The 19,121-nt window shown below is 46.9% G+C and carries 17 protein-coding genes; 7 read left to right on the top strand and 10 right to left on the bottom strand.

All coding sequences use genetic code 11. The features are described from left to right. Positions 1–95: 95 nt before the first annotated feature. Complete coding sequence (locus tag NSS66_RS13780) at positions 96–1,877, bottom strand: SulP family inorganic anion transporter (protein WP_023989820.1); 1,782 nt, start codon at positions 1,875–1,877, stop codon at positions 96–98. 29 nt (positions 1,878–1,906) lie between these two features. Beyond that, on the bottom strand, positions 1,907–2,236 hold the full coding sequence (locus NSS66_RS13775; RefSeq protein WP_013311437.1) for an ArsR/SmtB family transcription factor: 330 nt from the start codon (positions 2,234–2,236) through the stop codon (positions 1,907–1,909). 546 nt (positions 2,237–2,782) lie between these two features. Between NSS66_RS13775 and NSS66_RS13770 the strand changes: the two genes are divergently transcribed. The 3 genes from NSS66_RS13770 (at position 2,783) to NSS66_RS13760 (ending at position 6,938) form a co-directional block, all read left to right on the top strand. Further along, a complete protein-coding gene (locus tag NSS66_RS13770) occupies positions 2,783–4,240 on the top strand; it encodes an RtcB family protein (RefSeq protein ID WP_340959134.1) in 1,458 nt (485 codons plus the stop codon). A gap of 1 nt (position 4,241) precedes the next feature. Next, positions 4,242–5,522, top strand: coding sequence for an AAA family ATPase (locus NSS66_RS13765; RefSeq protein WP_023989822.1), 1,281 nt, complete (start codon positions 4,242–4,244; stop codon positions 5,520–5,522). A 261-nt stretch (positions 5,523–5,783) separates the two neighbouring features. Then, complete coding sequence (locus tag NSS66_RS13760; protein WP_034095079.1) at positions 5,784–6,938, top strand: MFS transporter; 1,155 nt, start codon at positions 5,784–5,786, stop codon at positions 6,936–6,938. Positions 6,939–7,057: 119 nt separating this feature from the next. Here NSS66_RS13760 and NSS66_RS13755 read toward each other — a convergent pair whose 3' ends face one another. From NSS66_RS13755 to NSS66_RS13745, 3 genes are all read right to left on the bottom strand, one after another. Then, a complete protein-coding gene (locus tag NSS66_RS13755; protein WP_028542489.1) occupies positions 7,058–7,810 on the bottom strand; it encodes an amino acid ABC transporter ATP-binding protein in 753 nt (250 codons plus the stop codon). Positions 7,811–7,824: 14 nt separating this feature from the next. Continuing rightward, positions 7,825–8,493 carry an amino acid ABC transporter permease gene (locus tag NSS66_RS13750; RefSeq protein ID WP_028542488.1) on the bottom strand — a complete coding sequence of 223 codons (669 nt, stop codon included), beginning with the start codon at positions 8,491–8,493 and terminating at the stop codon, positions 7,825–7,827. Between the two features lie 72 nt (positions 8,494–8,565). Beyond that, entirely contained in the window at positions 8,566–9,417 is an 852-nt protein-coding gene (locus tag NSS66_RS13745) for an amino acid ABC transporter substrate-binding protein (RefSeq protein WP_023989826.1), read from the bottom strand. Positions 9,418–9,695: 278 nt separating this feature from the next. Between NSS66_RS13745 and NSS66_RS13740 the strand changes: the two genes are divergently transcribed. Next, positions 9,696–10,997, top strand: coding sequence for an MFS transporter (locus NSS66_RS13740; RefSeq protein WP_340959132.1), 1,302 nt, complete (start codon positions 9,696–9,698; stop codon positions 10,995–10,997). Between the two features lie 129 nt (positions 10,998–11,126). Here NSS66_RS13740 and NSS66_RS13735 read toward each other — a convergent pair whose 3' ends face one another. After that, positions 11,127–11,384: a GlsB/YeaQ/YmgE family stress response membrane protein gene (locus tag NSS66_RS13735; RefSeq protein WP_023989828.1), complete on the bottom strand. Its 258-nt coding sequence runs from the start codon at positions 11,382–11,384 to the stop codon at positions 11,127–11,129. A gap of 296 nt (positions 11,385–11,680) precedes the next feature. Between NSS66_RS13735 and NSS66_RS13730 the strand changes: the two genes are divergently transcribed. Both NSS66_RS13730 and NSS66_RS13725 read left to right on the top strand, forming a co-directional pair. Continuing rightward, on the top strand, positions 11,681–11,944 hold the full coding sequence (locus tag NSS66_RS13730) for a YkgJ family cysteine cluster protein (protein ID WP_013311446.1): 264 nt from the start codon (positions 11,681–11,683) through the stop codon (positions 11,942–11,944). A gap of 36 nt (positions 11,945–11,980) precedes the next feature. Beyond that, entirely contained in the window at positions 11,981–12,931 is a 951-nt protein-coding gene (locus NSS66_RS13725) for an acetylxylan esterase (protein ID WP_340959131.1), read from the top strand. 128 nt (positions 12,932–13,059) lie between these two features. Here the strand turns inward: NSS66_RS13725 and NSS66_RS13720 are convergent, their stop codons facing one another. Continuing rightward, the gene (locus tag NSS66_RS13720; protein ID WP_053325928.1) at positions 13,060–13,383 is read right to left on the bottom strand and encodes a DUF3817 domain-containing protein; all 324 of its coding nucleotides are present in this window, start codon (positions 13,381–13,383) and stop codon (positions 13,060–13,062) included. Between the two features lie 153 nt (positions 13,384–13,536). Here NSS66_RS13720 and NSS66_RS13715 point away from each other — a divergent pair, with 153 nt between their 5' ends. Continuing rightward, positions 13,537–14,541 carry an LLM class flavin-dependent oxidoreductase gene (locus NSS66_RS13715; RefSeq protein ID WP_023989831.1) on the top strand — a complete coding sequence of 335 codons (1,005 nt, stop codon included), beginning with the start codon at positions 13,537–13,539 and terminating at the stop codon, positions 14,539–14,541. A 321-nt stretch (positions 14,542–14,862) separates the two neighbouring features. On the opposite strand, the gene NSS66_RS13710 is transcribed toward NSS66_RS13715, so the two are convergent. From NSS66_RS13710 to dhaK, 3 genes are all read right to left on the bottom strand, one after another. After that, complete coding sequence (locus NSS66_RS13710; protein ID WP_023989832.1) at positions 14,863–16,479, bottom strand: cellulase family glycosylhydrolase; 1,617 nt, start codon at positions 16,477–16,479, stop codon at positions 14,863–14,865. Between the two features lie 406 nt (positions 16,480–16,885). Then, on the bottom strand, positions 16,886–17,137 hold the full coding sequence (locus tag NSS66_RS13705) for a hypothetical protein (RefSeq protein WP_025723818.1): 252 nt from the start codon (positions 17,135–17,137) through the stop codon (positions 16,886–16,888). Between the two features lie 223 nt (positions 17,138–17,360). Beyond that, positions 17,361–19,121 carry a dihydroxyacetone kinase subunit DhaK gene (gene dhaK / locus NSS66_RS13700; protein ID WP_068942057.1) on the bottom strand — a complete coding sequence of 587 codons (1,761 nt, stop codon included), beginning with the start codon at positions 19,119–19,121 and terminating at the stop codon, positions 17,361–17,363.

The following is a 19,121-nucleotide window of genomic DNA, read 5'->3' as shown; positions in this document are numbered from 1 at the left end:
TTCCATTTTCGAAGCAAATGCAAGTCTTCATTGTGCACTTGGTTTCGGAGATTAGAAGAGATTTTTCGGCATTCAGCAACAAATTTAAAAGAGTGTTATCTGCCGCTATTTACTGGTAAGGGAACCGAAATGGCTCCGTCTGGAAAGGAAGATTTGGTTTGCTGCGATCTGCGGCACAGACTCGTACATTCTCGGAAAGCCATTTGCCTGCATCCACAGCAATGATCCTGATTCACCAGCGCAAGTGCAGCCGTAAGGGCCTCTCCTGTATGTTCGAAAAAATGCTTTTGTCCAATCATGTCGTAGCATCCGGTTTTCTGTAGTAATGCCAGCGGTTGAGGCTGGAGTCCGGAAACAAGCACCGTCCCGCCAGACTTCCGGTATTTCTGAATTAATGCGGTAAAGTTACCTTCTCCCGTCATATCCATAAAAGGGACCTTTCCCATACGCAACAACAAAATCCCTTGTAGGTGGTCAGTCTGACCTCCCACACCTGAGTTTTCCAATACCGAAGCTGCACCGAAAAATAGAGGGCCTTCCACATTGTAAATAGCCACCTGTGGACAATCATGCTGATCTGTGACCATATGCGCGCCTACTTTTTCATGTTTTACAGAAGGATCAGGAAGTACCTTGTCTACTGAAAGTGTATTGCTCATACGTTTAACAAACAATACAACCGCCAGAATTAAACCCACCTCCACAGCCGTTGTCAGCGTCGTAAAAACCGTCAGCAAAAAGGTGACAACCAGTACGATAGAATCCGCTGTCCGCGTTTTGAGAATGTGCGCAAAATGCTTGCGCTCACTCATATTCCACGCTACTACCATCAGCACCGGAGCCATACTGGCCAACGGAATATTAGATGCATAAGGTGCAAAAAGCACCAGAATGAGGAGCACCACGAACCCATGTACGATGCCTGACATAGGAGAAACAGCACCGTTACGGATATTTGTGGCAGTGCGGGCAATTGCACCTGTCGCAGGAATACCGCCGAACAGCGGTGTCAGCAAATTAGCAATCCCTTGTCCAACCAGTTCACGATTGCTGTTATGCCGAGCTCCCGTCATACCGTCAGCTACCACCGCTGAAAGCAGAGATTCAATAGCTCCCAGCATTGCAATAACAAGTGCTGGCGGCAAGAGTTTCACGATCAAATCCCACGTCATCACAGGAATATGTAGCTCAGGTAAAGATGCTGGAATTGCGCCATACGCAGATCCAATGGTAGCCACCTGCCCTGGAAAAAGTAAAGCTGCCACCAGCGTTGACAAGAGTAGGCCAACCAGTGAGCCGGGTATCTTGGGCCATTTTTTTGGCACCAAAATAAGCGCGGCAAGACAGATACAAGCCGTCAGGATACTATATACATTCAGTGAAGGAAGTCGATGGATGAGCTCTGCCATGGAAGGCAGAAAAGTTTCATGCCGCTCTACCCCGCGCAAGCCGAGAAAGTTAGCAATCTGACCGCTGAATATCGTCACGGCAATTCCGGCCGTAAAGCCAATTGTTACTGGCTTGGGAATAAACTTAATCAGTGCCCCCAGCCTTAGCACACCCATTAAAATGAGCATAATGCCCGCCATAAAACCGGCTATGAGTAGGTTCTCATAACCGTATTGCATGACAATAGCCAGCAAAATCGGAATAAATGCACCAGTAGGTCCTCCGATCTGGAATTTGGACCCTCCCAGCAGCGAAACCAAAATCCCCGCAACAATGGTCGTATACAGCCCATATTCCGGCTTTACTCCTGATGCAATGGCAAACGCCATACCGAGCGGAATCGCCACAATTGCTACAATACTTCCGGAAATTAGATCCTTTCGCAAAGCCCCTGCGTTATAGCCTTCGAACCTTCCTATCCACTTCATTCCTATAACCCTTCTTTTCTGTAATAGCATTACTTCTCGTTACGTATACCTTCCAGCAACGAGATAGCTTCGACCAAATGATTGTCAAAAATCCGCCGCGCCACCGCAAGCAGCTCCGTCAAAAGCGGATCACGTAGTGAATATACAACCGATGTACCTTCCTTGAAGCTGTTCACCAAATTTTTGGCCCGTAAAACGGCCAATTGCTGCGATACGGCAGAACCTTCGGAACCGAGCGCAGTCTGCAGCTCGTTCACATTCCGTTCCCCTTCACTCAGCACCTCCAAAATGCGGATGCGCAGAGGGTGAGCCAATGCTTTGAAAAAGTCGGCCTTAAATTTCTGGAGATCTCCTTCCATGCCTGCTCCGTCCCCCTCACAGAATTGTCCTATAAACGATCAACAATATCTGAATATTTGAATATTCAGTACAATAACAGCTTTGGGCCAATTGAACTATGATGTTACTCACACTTCACCATGAGTAAAGTCACATTCTCCCACACTTCTACCTTTCAGGGGTTGACAGCTTCCACAGGTTTCCATTAACATAGCAATTAACTTTAAGAAAAGGGGGCCGACAGACATGACCGAGCTTTATATGATAACGACAGACAGGCAGCACGATACAACCACATATTTGAGTTTTTGTCTCATCGGCCCCGTTCGGGCGACATGATGGGCGATATCACGCTGTCTGACGGCGTGATTAGCCAGGCTTTTTTATTTTCTTATGCTATTGGAAGAACAAGTTATTTTACGTATTTATGATGTGTTGATCATAAAATGTAATGACACTTTCGGTGCAGGAAGCCGTAGACGACAAGTCTGCGGTTTTTTTTGTTTTTTAAATCTTTTTATGCAAGTATTTATGAATTTACATGAAGAAGGGAACTACCCATTTATATGAATATACAACATACAACCAACTCGTCCTTGCATGAAGGACCATACAGCCATCTGATGAAGCTTCCAGCAGGTGATCTAACCGTATATGCTTCTCAGCAACTTTTCTCCTCCCTGGATTACAAGGTGTTCGAGATGGCTAATAACAATTTACAAATTCCTGGTATCCGCTATATGGGATACACACCAGATGTACATGTAGGCGTCGGAACCTGCATCGGTACGACTGCTGTATGGGGAATGGAGGACGGCTATGTATCCCCCTCCATCGTCGGCAGTGATATTGGCTGCGGCATGCGCGTACACCTGACCAATTTGCACAAGGATGCTTTGAAGGAAACCAAGCTACGCCGCAAGCTGGTCAAAACCCTCGACAAATACTTGCCCATGGAAGCCCACCAGCGCGGGCATTATTCGGATATCCGACTGGAGCATATTGTACGCAAGGGTCTACACGGCTTACCCAACAAATATATTCCGGACAGCTACACTCCTAAGAAATCCACCTCACTCACCCATGTAGAGCACAGTAAGTTCTCCTTTGACGAGGAGGTGCTGAATCTTGTCGAAGACCGTACATGGCATCGGGCTCACCGACAGCTCGGCACACTGGGTGGAGGCAATCATTTCGTCGAAATTCAGGCGATTGAAATCGCGGAGGAAAACCGCGAAACAGCTGAAGCGTGGGGTATGTTCGACGGTCAGGTGGCTGTGATGATTCATTCTGGATCGCGGGCTTGGGGTGGAGCAGTCAGCCAGGCCAGTTCATCTGCTATTGCCAAGACGATGAGCCGTCTCGGACTCGGTACCTCTGACCCGAGACTGGTATTCGCACCGCTGGACCATCCCGAGGCTGCACATTATGTCGATATGATGTATTCGGCGCTGAATTATGCCGTGGTAAACCGACATCTCATCGCATACTCGGTGCGTGAAGCCTTCCGCGATGTCTTTGGTACAAAGTGCGAGTTGCGTACTTTGTATGATCTAATGCACAATTATGCTTGGGAGGAATCCCATCCGGATCACGGCAGCGTGTTTGTGCATCGTAAAGGTGCTACGCGTGCTCTTCCAGCAGGACACCCTGACAATCCGCGGCCTTATCAGGCGACAGGGCATCCGGCCCTGATCCCCGGCTCTATGGGGACAGCCTCTTATATTATGGTAGGTTTACCGGGCGGTCAGGATAACTTCCACTCCATTTGTCATGGAGCAGGCCGTATTCGTTCGCGTTCTGCGACCAAACGACTCGTCAGTGTGGACGATTTTGCAGGGGCCCTGGGTGTAGGGACAGACGACGAAATTGTGGTCAATCAGGCATCACTGGAAAGCATTATCGACGAATCTCCGCTAGCCTACAAAAATGTAGATGAGATTATCGAAAGTGTCACCGGGGCAGGACTCGCAGCAGTTGTAGCCAAATGCAAGCCGCTAGCCGCCCTGAAAGGAGCCAAATAATTTGAGTATAGACATCCCAGCTATTTACGAATTTGATGAACGTACAGATGGACGCATTACCGGTTATGCCGCTTATGCCCGTCTGATCGACGGTATCAGTGAAGCACTCTATAACCGCTACGGCGTAAAATACGTGCTGTATGCCAGCGATGATCCCAATATTGAGTATTGGGATTTACTGGAGGAGGACATTCGTGCAGGCAGTCCCGATCTGGAGCATGTAGCACGGGTCTTCGATCGTCTGGAGGAACGCACCATCCAGTATGACGATGACGGGCCGACTCCTGAATATGGCGTGCATCTGTCGATGCGTAATAATGTATTCGCCTATCCCAAGTGGGGCATCGCGCTGGCGCGAGTTCCCTTTTTCCGTGAGAATGGCGTGTACAATGAAGATTACGTATTTGCGATAGGCGACCAAGAGCTGCAAGGCTTCCTCGCGGGAGTACGCGGTCGTGAACGTAAGCAGAATATGAAGCGTGTCACCGTTTTTACCGACACAAGCCGTGGGCTTTCTCGGCAGGCAGAGCCGATAACCCGCGCAATTACGCGGGATGACGTGATTTTGAAAGCGGAAATCAAACGGGATATTTTCCGATCACTTGATCAGTTTTTTGAAGCGGATCGTACCTTCTATCAGACTTATAACATTCCTTACAAGCGTGGTATTCTGCTATACGGCCATCCGGGCAACGGTAAAACAACACTTGTAAAATCAATTGCCAGCAGTGTACCGGGTCCGGCAGCCTACTGGCAAATTACGGAGTATACAACCAGTGAATCGGTCAAAGAGGTGTTCGAGGCGGCTACTCGCCTGGCTCCGATGGTACTGGTTATTGAGGACATTGATTCCATGCCTCAGGAGGTGCGTTCTTTTTTCCTGAATACCCTCGACGGTGCTACATCCAAGGAGGGCATCTTCCTGATCGGAACGACCAATTATCCCGAAAAAATCGACCCAGGTCTGATGAACCGGGCAGGGCGTTTCGACCGGGCTTATGAAATCAGTTTGCCTGACGAAGCGCTGCGACTGGCGTATCTCAAGCTGCGCAACTTCCTTGTTTTTGCAGGGGAAACAGGTACACAGAAGGCGGCAGCCATGACTGACGGGTTTTCGCTGGCACAGCTCGGAGAACTGTATGTCAGCACTGCTCTGGAGTGGCATGAGCAGGGAAAAGCCGATATTGAACTGATTATCAAAGGTATGCGAGGCGAGCTCGATAAGAGCCGTAAGCAGGACTGGTTAAAAAATGTGGCCGAAGGACGAGTCGGGTTCTTCTGAGTTATCCTTTCATTGCCTTATCAAGAAATTTATGTTACGTTTATAAATAATAAAGTATCGAAAGGGTGACCTTAAGCCAATGATCTACTAATCCTATTCCACCGAAGAAAAAAATCGTAATCTTACGAATTTTCTGGATAGGATTAGTGTAGGCTTTGGGTATTCACGATAAGAGCATTGCTTCTTTGACGGGAGCAGTGTATCTTCTTGTTCGCACGTCTACCTCCTATCCAGAAACCAATGGATAAGGAGGTTTTTTGCATGAAAAGAATACTTGGAATCCTAATGATTAATATCTTCATCGTTATGGTGGGCGTTGGTTTAATTACCCCCATCCTGCCAGAACTGATCATTGAGTTTGGAGCCAGTGGACGGGCGATCGGTTTATTGGTAGCAGCCTATGGCATGACACAATTCCTGCTCTCTCCCCTGACTGGACAGCTGTCTGATCGATATGGGAGAAAGGCATTCATCGTCGTAGGTGTCATTGTTTTTGCTGTGGCTAAATTTATCTTTGCTATTGGAGATGAGCTGTGGATGCTGTATACCTCAAGACTTCTGGAAGGAATGGCAGCAGCCCTGATTGTTCCACCCATGATGGCATATGTAGCGGATATTACAACAACCGAAGAACGCGCCAAAGGAAATAGCCTGCTAGCCGCAGCCATGTCATTCGGATTTGTTATTGGACCTGGACTGGGTGGTCTTCTTGCAGGATATGGAACGAGAGTGCCGCTTTACGCAGCGACAGGTGCTGCTATGGTTGCTGTAATTTTTTCAGTGTTTTGTTTGCCTGAAAGTTTATCGAAAGAGCAAATGAAAGCAGCACGGGCAAGAATGATTCAGAAAGAATCTATTTACAAACAATACGCGAGATCGTTGAAGTCAAAATATACGATGCTCTTTGTACTTGTCCTGGTGATGACCTTTGGACTCGCTAATTTTGAATCTGTTCTTGGTTTATATGTAACGAACCGCTTCCAATTCTCACCTCAAAATATTGCTGTCATTCTGACCGCAGGTGCTGTGATCGGAGTCGGTATGCAAGCATTAGTTGTTGCTAAAATAATCAATAAGTTTGGTGAACAAAGGGTGATCAAAGGATCGCTTCTTTTCACCTCAGTTGCTTATATTTTATTTCTCTTAGCCAAGGATTTTTGGAGTATCTTCCTTGTCACTTCCCTTATTTTCTTTGCCACAGCTATGCTTCGTCCAGCTCTTAATACACAATTATCGAAGATGGCCGGGAATGAGCAAGGATATGTAGCGGGTATGAATAATGCCTATATGAGTGTCGGGAATATTTTAGGCCCTACTCTAGCGGGATTTTTATTTGATGCAAATCTGTTCGCTCCATTCATAGCAGGCTGTTGTATTCTGTTGATTACTTTTTTACTTACATTAAAATTGAAATAAAAGAGGACAACTGATGAGCAAAAGGCAGCTACGGGTGCGAGGCTTATTTTTCAATGCCCGGCTGTAGCTGCCTTTTTATTCAGTCTAAACGCTTATTTTAATAAATACTGTAATTCCCTTTATTCCGCTTCCCCGCTCAGACGATTCAAAAACTGAATAGCCCGTGGACTGGTGGGCTGCTCCAGAACCTCATGCGGCGTACCCTGCTCAACGATTACACCCTGATCCATCAAAATCACATGGTCCGCGACCTCAGCTGCAAATTTCATTTCATGGGTGACAATGACCATGGTCATTCCTTCGGCGGCCAGTTGCTTCATGACCTTAAGCACCTCGCCTACCAACTCGGGGTCAAGCGCAGAGGTCGGCTCGTCAAACAATAGTACCTCAGGTTCGACCGCCATTGCCCGGGCAATACCGACCCGTTGCTGCTGTCCTCCCGATAACTGATGCGGATAGGATTCCGCTTTATCAGCCAACCCCACTTTTTTAAGCAACTCCAATGCACGTTTGCGCGCCTCATCCTTGCTCTTTTTCTGAACCGTGACTTGGCCCTCCATCACATTTTGTACTGCTGTCATATGCGGGAAGAGATTGTAGGCTTGAAATACCATCCCTGTCCGCTTGCGCAGCGCCAAAATGTTTTCTTGCCGGAGCTTCGTTCCTTTCGCAAAATTCAGTACAATATCCCCTACTTGAATCTCTCCTTGGTCAGGAATTTCCAGCAAATTCAAGCAGCGTAAAAGCGTTGTTTTACCAGAACCTGAAGGACCGATGATAACAAGCACTTTCCCCTTACCCAACGTCACGTCAACACCCTTAAGCACTTCCAGCGAGCCGAACGATTTGTGTATATTCCGAATTTGGATCACCGGTACAATCTCCTTTATCTGACGGAAAAACGGCCTAGTCGCTTCTCCAGGTAATTTTGCAGCACAGTCAAAATGGTGCTAAACAGTAGGTAAATAATCCCCGCCTCGGTATACACCAATAGCGGTTCGTATGTGGTAGCTACAATCTGGTTAGCCGTTCTGAACATTTCCACATAGGTGATGGTCGCAGCCAGTGAGGTATCCTTCACTAAGCTGATGAATGAATTAGCCAACGGAGGTACGGACACACGGGATGCTTGCGGAAGCACGATACGCCGCAATACTTGCCAGCGCGTCATACCCAGAGAGTATCCCGCCTCCCATTGGCCTTCCTGAATGGATATGATAGCCGCACGCATAATTTCAGAGCTATAAGCCCCTACGCTGAGGGTAAAGCCGATCACTGAAGCAATAAACGGGTCCAGTGTAATACCCACGGAAGGTAAACCATAGAAAATAATATACAATTGCACCAGCAAAGGAGTTCCTCGAATCACCCATACATAGAAGCCGAAAATCAGCTTGAGTATTCTCCATTTGGACAGCCGGGCCAACGCTGTAATCAGCGCCAGCACGAGTCCCAGAGCAAAGGAGATAAGCGTGAGCGGAATCGTAAAAGAAACCCCTGCTTTTAGCAGAGGCAATAATGAATCGATAATGATTTGTATTTGACGATCATCCATTGTACAGACATCCTTTGAAAAGATAGGTTTGGGAAGATTCGGTTCGACTTGGCGAACGTTGGTCTTCATTTATTATTTGGATACGTCAGCTCCAAAATATTTCTCGGAAATTTTCAGGTACGTACCATCAGCCTTCATATCAGCCAGCGCTTTGTTTACTTCCTTGATCAAATCTTCGCTGCCTTTATTGAATACAGCTGCGCTGTGTGAAGCATCTGGAGATTCGTCCACCTTTTTGATGGGTGCGTCAGGCTTTTGCTTTTTCAGATCAAGATAGGATAATCCATCATTGACGGTCGCATCCACCCGTTTGGAAGTGAGGAGGTCGATAGCTTGGTTGAATCCCTCTGTTGCCACAATTTCCGCACCGTTGCTTTTCGCGATTTGAGTCAGGTTACTGGTCAGGGACTGCCCAGCCTTTTTTCCTTTTAGATCAGCAAATTTCTGGATGTCTGTATTGTCTTCGCTTACGATCAGAACTGCCTTGGAGACAATGTACGGATCGGAAAAATCATATTTTTGCTTGCGCTCATCTGTAATGGATACTTCATTGAACACCGTGTCAAACCGCTTGGAGTTCAACCCTGCGAATATGCCGTCCCATTGCGTCTCGATAAACTCCGGTTGTACCCCCAGGCGTTTACTCACTTCAGTCGCAATATCGACATCGAAGCCTGTCAGTTTACCAGCAGCATCATGGTAGGTAAACGGAGCATAGGTACCTTCCGTGCCAATTCTTAGCTTGCCGCTCGCTTTTACAGATTCAAGAGTAGCTGTAGCAGTAGTATCTGCTTTTCCATTATTAGATCCGTTATCTCCGGTAGATGCATTATTGGTACTGGCGCCTTTATCGTTGTTACCGCAGGCCGAAACCAGCAATGCCATCACGATGAGTACAATCGGCAAAAAACTAAATTTTTTCATGGTATCCACACTCTTTCCCTTTTTCTTGATAACCTAGCACGCGGCTGGTCATTGAATAGTACATCATTCATTTTCACGCGTCAATGCTTTTATCCAATAATCCCTATGCAAAAGGTAAGTTATATATCTTTGCAGCCTAAAGTTATTCTAGGTTGACTCTTTCATTGGCAGGCTATTCATTACAACTCCCCTCACAGCAACTTTTTCTGTACCCTTACGTTAGAGATTTCGTATAATAGGTTTTAATATGCAGTTTAGAAATATACCGGAGTGTGATCATGGATACCCAAAATTCAACCTTATCCTCTACATCACCTGAAGGAAGTCACTCGGCCTGGGCTACCTTCACTTCACCTTTAAAACAATCCAAAGCGTTCACCCTGTTGTGGCTTGGACATTGGATCGCAATGTTGGGGAGCTCAGTCACCACAGTCATTTTGCCACTGGTTATCTATTCCCTAACAGGCTCAACTACTATCATGGGACTGGCGATGACTGTTTATATGCTGCCTAACGTACTTATTCTGCCTTTCGCAGGAATGATCGTGGACAGAATTGACCGAATTCGTCTCCTTCTGTTTACGAATATCGCCCGGTTTGGACTGATGTTCATTGCGGCGGTGCTGATGTTTACAGGCGGGATGAAATTGCCGGTTCTATTCGTTGGCCTAGCGTTGTACGGATTGATGGACGGCATCTTTAATCCTGCTTATTCTGCATTACGCGCACAGGTGTTCACACCGGACATACGTAATGCAGCTAACGCGCTTAGTCAGATCAGTATACAAGCCGTCCGTCTATTTGGCCCTCCGTTAGGAGGCTTCATTGTATCTTTTTCCTCACCGGGTGTCGGCTTTGGACTGGATTCCATCGCCTATCTGATATCTTTTGCCTGTTTTTGGATGCTGAGCGCTCATTTGGCCTCCATCATCGGCAAAGGTCAGGTAGATCCAGAACAGCAAGATCAGGGTGGACAGCATTTTCTCAAGGATTTTATCGCAGGCTTTATCATTCTCAAAAGCCACCCCTGGCTATGGATTACGATTCTTGCCTTTTCCTTCATTAATATTTGTTATTCAGGCATTATCGCTGTACTCATTCCGTGGCTGTTCAAGGTTCATCATGGCTACAATCCAGTCGTATACGGCATTGCGATGGCAAGTAGCGGCATTGGCGCCATGCTGGGGGCCTTTGTGTATGGCTCACGTAAGCATTGGAAGCATCGCGGCCTGCTCGCTTACTTAGGAGCTTTTGTCAGCGGCCTTGCTTTACTACTGTTGTCCGTAGTCACTTGGATGCCAGGACTGATTATGAGCATGATGCTCGAAGGATTTGGCATTATGATATTTGCGATTATCTGGGAGACAAGCCTTCAGGAATTAGTCCCAGCCGAGTCTTTTGGACGTGTAGCTAGTCTGGATCTAATGTTTTCCTTTGCCCTGCTCCCTGTCGGCTATCTGGCCGTAGGTGCTGTAGCGGATAAGCTTGGTGGTATGTTCACAATTGGCATGTTTGCAACCATCGGCATGTGTATCGTGCTTGGCGTTCTAAGTGTTCCTCATATCAGACGTTTTCAATAGGAAAAATTCGTCACTTTTCCTCAAAAAAAGCTGCTCCCACAGGTTCATTTTCGAACCTTGCGGAAGCAGCTTCTTTCCATTTTTATCCTTGTGCCCCATAGGGACTAGTTTATTCAATGATTCGTAATGTTAGCCTCTACTCCGTCCAACGGAACGGAAGATCAAGCTTACAATCACGACCAGCACAATCGCACCAATTAATGCAGGAACGATGTAGAACGATCCGATTTCCGGACCCCAGTTTCCCAGAATCAAGCTACCCAACCATGCGCCGATAAAACCAGCGATGATGTTACCTATCACGCCACCCGGAACATCACGACCTGCAATAATTCCTGCCAACCAACCAATAATACCACCAACAATCAATGCCCATAACCAACTCATTTTGCGTCACCTCGTTTAAGTTTTTATCGTTGTGTTCTATTATTAACCACTCGAACTCCTTTTGAACACACAAAAGACGATTGGTTAATATTACCACAGAACGGAACACTGATTTAGGGACTTGATACCATCTTACGTGCCTCTACGACTATTTATACCCCTTGTGTGAAAAGTGTGTCTAATATGCGTTCATCCTTGTATTCCTGCTTTTTTTGTGCCATCCTCACATTATGGCTTCATTAATGTCACTTCATGCATAAGTTACAAAAATAACAGATTTTAAGGAGTGACCCCAACTGGAGTGTCGAGTAGGATGTGCCGCGTGCTGTATTGCCATTACGATTTCTTCCCCTATTCCCGGCATGCCAGATGGAAAACCAGCTGGTGTTCCTTGCCCTCAGCTCACTTCCGATTACCGTTGCCGATTGTTTGGCAAACCTGAGCGCCCAGTTGTATGCAGTGGATTCCATGCTGATGAGGATACGTGTGGAAGCACTAATGAAAGAGCATTTGAACTGCTGAGAGAGCTGGAGGAGTCAACTTTACCGGGTAAAGCTTAAGGAGAAGTTCATTCTATATGAAGGAGAATTTTAATTATGAATGTTATTGAAAAAAGAATTGCCGAATTAAAGCAATATCGGCCCGATCTTACCGCCCCGAAGGATATCGATTTATTCTGGGCCAAAACATTGGAAGAAGTACACACCAAACCTGTACGTGCGTTCAAAGCTCCCGTAGAAACACCTTATCCTCATATCCTTGCCTACCGGGTTACTTTTGAGGGTGTCGATGATACGCCTCTGCATGCCTGGTATGTACGCCCCCGATTTGCCGGAGATCAAAAGCTGCCGTGTATCGTTCTGTTTCATGGCTATACAGGCGGAAAAGGCTATCCTGAAGATTATTCCTCTTGGCTCATGCTTGGCTTTGCTGTATTGGCAGTAGATGTACGTGGTCAGGCAGGAGAAACGGGAGACCGTCTGGGTGATCCTCACGGTACGGTTAAAGGCTGGGTAACGAAAGGAATATTGGACAAGGATACCTGCTACTACAAAACGATTACAACTGATGCCCTTAGAGCCGTAGATTGGGTAGCGGAGCAGTCGGATGTCGATTCGGCTAAAATCGCAATCAGTGGCGCCAGCCAGGGCGGCGGACTTTCATTAATGGTGGCTGCGCTCAGCGATAAAGCTGCTATTACGGTAGCGGATATCCCCAATATGTGTCATATGGATTTTGGTATGATGAATTCTACCAGTTCACTGACGGAAGCAGCTGAATTCGTCAACCGATTTCCGGAGCATTTGGAGCAGGTACTACATACATTAAGTTATTTTGACGTGATGAATCTTGCTCATCGCATTCGTACCCCGATCATGGTATCGGTAGGGTTCAAGGATACTGTGTGTATGCCAGAAACGATTTTCGCCGCTTATAACCGTATTGAATCACCGAAAACGATTGAAATTTATCCGTTTACCGGACATTGGGTTGAAGGCTTTCAAAGACGCAAAACGGCAGAATTTTTAGTTCAGTATTTTTCATAATTCCTCCGGTGCACAAAAAAAGAACACCACGCATCAAACTGCGTAATGTTCTTTTCTACTGCATCGGGGTCAGTCCCGCTTACGCTAGACAAACTCTTCGGCACTTCACACGAAAAAATCTTCTAAGATTACGATGCAGCTCGCTGTTCTGCTGCCGAATCCCCTGTCCATTTTCGCACCCAAACAAAATCCATAATCATCAGACCAAACGGGATGAAGGAGGCAAACATAATAAAAAGAGGCCGCCGTATAGACCAGTGCAGTGCTGTTTTTCCATAGATTAAAGCAACGAGGAGCAACAAAAAGCTCACCCGGTATATGTTACCAATCACCATAACCGCCTGGGTCATGCCCGCAGCTTGCAGCGGCTGGTGGGTGAATAGTATCGCCAAATAAGCTATAGCTTGAAGCCAAAGCATGAGTCGGACACGCCCCAAAGGTGTTCTTAACACAAATTCAATCCCCTCTCCATAAGCAAGGATGTTCTCTCATCCTTTACACATCCTTTATTATAACGAAAAGGTCCCCAAACTCCAACCTATCCATTTTTGAGTTTTGACCTAATGAGTTGTGTCTGATACAGTTGTGTAAGAGGTGATTGCAAAATGCTTAAACTGGGTATACTGGACCAGTCTCATATTCCTGAAGGCGGTAATGCTCAGGATGCATTATCCAATACAACAGATTTAGCGCGTGAAGCTGATCAACTGGGATATAGCCGTTATTGGGTATCCGAACATCATGCGTCCAAAACACTAGCGCACTCCAGCCCTGAGGTGCTGATTGCGCATTTGGCTGCTCACACATCACGCATTCGTGTAGGTTCAGGCGGTATTATGCTGCCACACTACAGCGCGTATAAAGTCGCCGAAAACTTCCGCTTGCTGGAGGCACTCCATCCAGGACGCATCGACCTGGGAATAGGGCGTGCTCCCGGTGGTTTACCGCTGGCTACTCGTGCTCTGCAGGAAGGCAAGTACCAATCTGTCGAACAATATCCACAGCAGATTCTCGATTTAATCGACTACTTCCATGATTCGGTGCCTGACAATCATCGATTTGCCGGTCTTCATGCCTCCCCGATGATATCGACCGTCCCTGAATTATGGTTGCTTGGCTCCAGCGGAGAAAGCGCTAGATTGGCTGCGATGATGGGTGCCTCCTATGCCTTTGCCCAATTTTTCGGGACTCCAGGTGGTGTAGAAGCTACCGCACGTTACCACGAGCAATTCCAGCCTTCGATCCTGGGTGATAAGCCCCATTCCATGGCGGCAGTTACGGTGGCCTGCGCGGAAACCGAAGAAGAAGCTGAACAACTGGCGTCCAGTGCTAGTTTGTATTTCCTTTTGCTTATGCAAGGTAAAGAAATGAGTTCTCTTCCGTCGGTGAAAACAGCAATGTCCTATCCGTACACGGAGTTGGATCGTGAGCGGCTGCGTCAATCCGCAGCATGGCGTGTTGTTGGTACCCCTGAACAGTGTAAGGAACAGCTGCTAAGACTGGCTGAGCAGTATCGTACCGATGAGTTGCTGATCGTTTCATCCATACATGACTTTGATAAACGTGTTCAGTCCTACCGTCTGCTGGCCAAAGCTTTTGATTTGGTATAGACACAGTTGAACGGAGGCTGAGCTTCAGAAACATAAAAACCCCCGCCTGCCTATAATGGCAACAGCGGGGGTTTGTCGTAGAGAAGGGTCCATTGGAACCAACCCCTCTGCACTATAGAAGTAATTCAAGCACCACAAAAGTCGAATATCATATGGTACTTTAGTAGTATATACACCGAAACTAAAGTGTCAGTCGTTACCTTCTAAAGTTCCAGTCCTCATATACAAAAGGCGCATACTCTATACTCCAAACCTTGGCAAGATTGCACCCAAAAGTCCCATATCTTTACTCATTCCGATAAAGTTAGTAACGATTAAATTCTAAGGCTCTATCCCCCAAACCAGCTTACCCTGCTGATATACAGTACCATGGTCCCAGTCTGCGAATGCTGTTTGGGTAGCACCATAGGAGTAATCGTTGGTCTCATCAAAATTGCTCCAATTTGCAGCATGAATCCGGGGTTGAATTTCTCCGCTTTCCCCTCCGGGCTGAATCGTTCCCGCTCCATCTGTGAAAGAGATCTCCATATATTTATCAGCCTTAGCCTTTGGATTCGGCAATGTTACAAATGTTGCTTTTACCTTTTCATTGCCAATCCTGGCCCAGTCTACAAAAAACTGCTGAGCTTGTTTGCTTTCATCTGTGTAATAGTAGCGAATTTTTAGATCACTCAACTTCACAGCTGTTTTCCCTGTATTTTTGATATTAAATTCAGGACGGATTGCGTTATCCTTGGCGTTCGTGTCACCGGTGCGATACTGAAGCACAATCCCTTGATCGTTACTGCCTGGTGTACTTCCTCCGTTACCGTTATCGCCGCCGTTGTTGCCACCACCGTTATTACCGCCAGTGTTGCCGCCATCTCCGCCGTTATTCCCACCGTTGTTTCCGCCTCCACCATTGTTGCTGGAGCCTTCCAGAATCGCCTGTTTTACGAATTTGCCGGAAGCGGATAATTGTGAATCAGGCCATCCTCCCTTACGGTCAGCACCAGGCAACAGCGCAGCAGAGGTCTCATTTTTATCTGCCAGCGACCAGTTAGCCCAACTGATTCCACGGCTTGCCAGAAAATCAGTCCATACTTTGGATTCATTCAGGAACGGACCACCGTTACCCGAAGCATCGCTTGTACCCCACTCGGTAGCAAATATGCCCACGCCTTTGTTCAGCGCATAATCGACCCGATCGCGCAAGTACTGTCCATGCGTACCCGCATAGAAATGTACGGTATACATTGTATTCTTGTCTGGAAGTGGATGGTCTGCTGCATCATGTACATCCTGACTCCATGTGCCTGTTCCTACAATAATAATATTGTCCGGGTCCTTAGCACGAATAACCTGAGATACCTCAGACGCATAAGGTCGGATTTGATTGTTCCAGTTCACATTCCCATTCGGCTCATTGGCAAGCTCATAGATTACATTAGGCAAATGGCCGTACTGAGTCGAAAATTCATTAAAGAAAGCTTTGGCTTCATTTTTATGAATGTTCGGATCGCCATCTGAGAGAATGTGCCAGTCAATTATGACGTACAAGCCCAGTTTCTGTGCTGCCTCAATCGCTTCCTTCACTTTATTTTTCAAAGAAGGATTGGCGATATAACCATCTTCTTCAGTGTACAGTGCAACCCGGAATACGGAAATGCCCCAATCGTCCCGTAGCCATTTCATAGAGTCCTGATTTACCAGATCCCCAAACCATTGGACGCCGTGAGAGCTAATACCTTTGAGTTGTACAGGTTTACCGTTTTTATCCACCAGTTTGCCATTCTTTACTGAAAGTTGTCCGTAACGTTCCACAGGGGTCGTCCCAGCAGCCTCTGCTGTTTGCGTATTCCAGTTGAATCCGTTCGTTAACGTTAACAGTAATACTGCTGTTAGCATCACTGCTACTCTTTTTGCGATCCTTGGCAGGATCCATTGCCCATTCATCATTTACACATTCCTTCCTTTTTATAAAGTAGATGAGACTTATCAGTACGTTGTTCTCCGCTCTTTTGCCCCCTCCTTCATACAACAAGAGGATCAGGTCCAAACATAGATGTCACTTACCTGTATATGGATGATACTACTATTATAGTTAGTTTCATGTTACATTTCGACTTTATGATAGAAAATGAACAGGAAGTCACGGTTTTGGGATGTGTTCTGCTTAGTTGACTACTATAGAGTACTAAAGGGACAAAAGACTCATTTTCCAAATGCAAAATTTGGAGAATTTTAGTTGTTTAATAAAAAAAGACTGCTTCCCGATGCTTTAGCTCGGTATAGCAGTCTTATAGATGATCTTATATGTGATCGAATAATGTTACAAATATCGTCTTAACGTATGATCTCCCTATTACCCCTGAGCGGTTGCTTGAGGCTCTTTGGTCGTCTGATCTTCCTTCATATCGCCGCCATCCGTCGCTTGATCTGTCAGTACAGTCTCAGATGAGTTACCTATTACCTTGTCTATAAGTTGCAGCCAAGGTTCTTCACTACCTCCACAGCTCTCAATATCACCGAGCAGGGACTCTAGCGTGGTTCCTTCTTCTGGCAAATCAATAACTAAACTGTCTTCGTCAACTTGGATGGTGCAGCAGGTTTTCATTGTAAATCCCTCGCTTAATTCATATTTGAGCATGCAGTAAGCTAGCTCAGATGGGATGAACTCCCATGGATTCCGGGATAAGCCCTTTGAATCCGTCTGAAATTATAAACCTAATGCACATCAATTGCAATGAACAAAACTTGAATTTTTAAGAATTAGCGAGTATTACAGAATGGATATCTAAACGAAGTGTTCGCTACAGTAATTTTGGATATATAGAGAATCATTTCAAACACTCAGCGAGCTCCGTAAATATCACCCCAAGCGCATAAGCCCCCGCATCTGGATAACCGAGGCTTCTCTCTCCGACCGTTCCGGCACGACCCATGCGCGCCACGATGTCTTCCGTCTTTTTGGCCCCTGATACAGCGGCTTGAGCACCACTTACAAAGGCTGCCTTCACATCAAAATCTAATTTTACGCTCTCCAACCAGCTATCCGCACATGGCACTAATGCATCTATAAGCGTTTTATCGCCAACGACGGCTCCTCTGCCGAAAGAACGTTCGCCTGTTGATTGTATGCCTTGCACCGCAGCCTGCATCATATCCGCGAATTCGGAAACGGTGAGTTCGGTTCGTTCGCCCGCAGATCGTGCCGCGGCGCGAAATGCTGAACCCCAGATCGGACCCGAAGCGCCACCGCAATATTCCATGATGACGAGCGAGCATGAATGAAGAAAGGCTCCCATCGTCAAAGAATCTTGATTCAGGATGTCTCTCCATTCCCGTTTCAGCTGACGAAATCCCTTAGCAACGCTCATGCCAAAGTCGCCGTCGCCTGCATGAGAGTCAAGATCGCAGAAAGGTACCTCATTCTTGATGATAACCTCGCTCATCTTATCGACTAAATAGATAAGATTGTTCAACGTAACTTTGTTGTTCTCAATAACCGCGAAGGCAGGGTCCGTTTCCACCTCAAAGGATACTTGCCGCTTTTCGTCTGCTACAGTTGAAATATCCGTGAATACGACATGATCAACAGGTCCAGCCACCTTGAACGCAGGTGCGTTGCTTTCATGGGAAAGGAGCGTTTTCAGTTCGTTGTCCAGCTTCATGATGGAAACCGAGATGCCTGCCATATCGATACTCGTCATATAATTGTTGACAAAAGTGCGATCGATCGTGATCCCCTTCGCTGCTAGTTCGCGAGTGACCGAATGATTGAAGAGGTACAGTTCTTGCAGAGGGGTGCCGCCGAAACCATTGATCAACAGGGCGATTTCTCCGCCGAATCCAGTTTCAATCTGCATGTCTCGAAGGAGATCGGTTACCATTCTGCCTGCCAACGTATCCGCATCCGTCAGCTTCTCACGGCTGGTCCCAGGCTCGCCGTGAATGCCGACGCCGTACTCGATTTCATCATGCCCGAGCTCTAATGTTGGCGTACCCTTCGCCGGCACGGTACACGAAGTCAATGCGAATCCGATACTGCGTACATTCGCAGCGGCTTTCTCGGCCACTGCTTTAACTTCCGCCAGACTCCGGCCCTCTTCCGCCGCTGCACCCGCAATCTTATGGACGAGTACCGTTCCCGCCACCCCGCGCCGTCCGACTGTATATAGGCTGTCTTCTACAGCGATGTCGTCTTCAACCTTTACATAGTCCACTTCCAGACCGTCTTCAGTGGCCAGATGGGCGCCGTTTCTAAAGTTCATAATATCGCCGCTGTAATTTTTAATAATCAGCAGCGCACCTTTTTTCCCGGTTGTCGCTCGGATGGCCTGATATACTTGAATTTGTGAGGGAGAGGCGAAGACATCACCGCAGACCGCGGCATCGAGCATCCCTTTGCCAACAAAGCCGGCGTGGGCGGGCTCATGACCACTGCCACCGCCGCTGATGAGCGTTACTTTCTCCGCGTTCAATTCCTTTTTTTTGAGCACTTTGTATTTTGGCAGAAATTCCAGCTCGGGATGCGCGAGCGCAATACCGCTGCACATCTCAAGGACCAAATTTTCCGCACGGTTGATGACCTTTTTCAT

It is taken from the genome of Paenibacillus sp. FSL R10-2748 (genome assembly GCF_038005565.1).
GTDB classification, from domain to species: domain Bacteria; phylum Bacillota; class Bacilli; order Paenibacillales; family Paenibacillaceae; genus Paenibacillus; species Paenibacillus polymyxa_B.
This window is presented reverse-complemented; position numbering and strand designations above follow the sequence as displayed.

Excerpts from the sequence above, each read along its gene's own strand:
- NSS66_RS13775 (WP_013311437.1), bottom strand. The coding sequence starts at position 2,236 with ATGGAAGGAGATCTCCAGAAATTTAAGGCCGACTTTTTCAAAGCATTG.
- NSS66_RS13770 (WP_340959134.1), top strand. The coding sequence starts at position 2,783 with ATGAATATACAACATACAACCAACTCGTCCTTGCATGAAGGACCATAC.
- dhaK (WP_068942057.1), bottom strand. The coding sequence starts at position 19,121 with ATGAAAAAGGTCATCAACCGTGCGGAAAATTTGGTCCTTGAGATGTGC.
- NSS66_RS13710 (WP_023989832.1), bottom strand. The coding sequence starts at position 16,479 with ATGATGAATGGGCAATGGATCCTGCCAAGGATCGCAAAAAGAGTAGCA.
- NSS66_RS13760 (WP_034095079.1), top strand. The coding sequence starts at position 5,784 with ATGAAAAGAATACTTGGAATCCTAATGATTAATATCTTCATCGTTATG.
- NSS66_RS13725 (WP_340959131.1), top strand. The coding sequence starts at position 11,981 with ATGAATGTTATTGAAAAAAGAATTGCCGAATTAAAGCAATATCGGCCC.
- NSS66_RS13780 (WP_023989820.1), bottom strand. The coding sequence starts at position 1,877 with ATGAAGTGGATAGGAAGGTTCGAAGGCTATAACGCAGGGGCTTTGCGA.
- NSS66_RS13705 (WP_025723818.1), bottom strand. The coding sequence starts at position 17,137 with ATGAAAACCTGCTGCACCATCCAAGTTGACGAAGACAGTTTAGTTATT.
- NSS66_RS13740 (WP_340959132.1), top strand. The coding sequence starts at position 9,696 with ATGGATACCCAAAATTCAACCTTATCCTCTACATCACCTGAAGGAAGT.
- NSS66_RS13745 (WP_023989826.1), bottom strand. The coding sequence starts at position 9,417 with ATGAAAAAATTTAGTTTTTTGCCGATTGTACTCATCGTGATGGCATTG.
- NSS66_RS13735 (WP_023989828.1), bottom strand. The coding sequence starts at position 11,384 with ATGAGTTGGTTATGGGCATTGATTGTTGGTGGTATTATTGGTTGGTTG.
- NSS66_RS13750 (WP_028542488.1), bottom strand. The coding sequence starts at position 8,493 with ATGGATGATCGTCAAATACAAATCATTATCGATTCATTATTGCCTCTG.
- NSS66_RS13715 (WP_023989831.1), top strand. The coding sequence starts at position 13,537 with ATGCTTAAACTGGGTATACTGGACCAGTCTCATATTCCTGAAGGCGGT.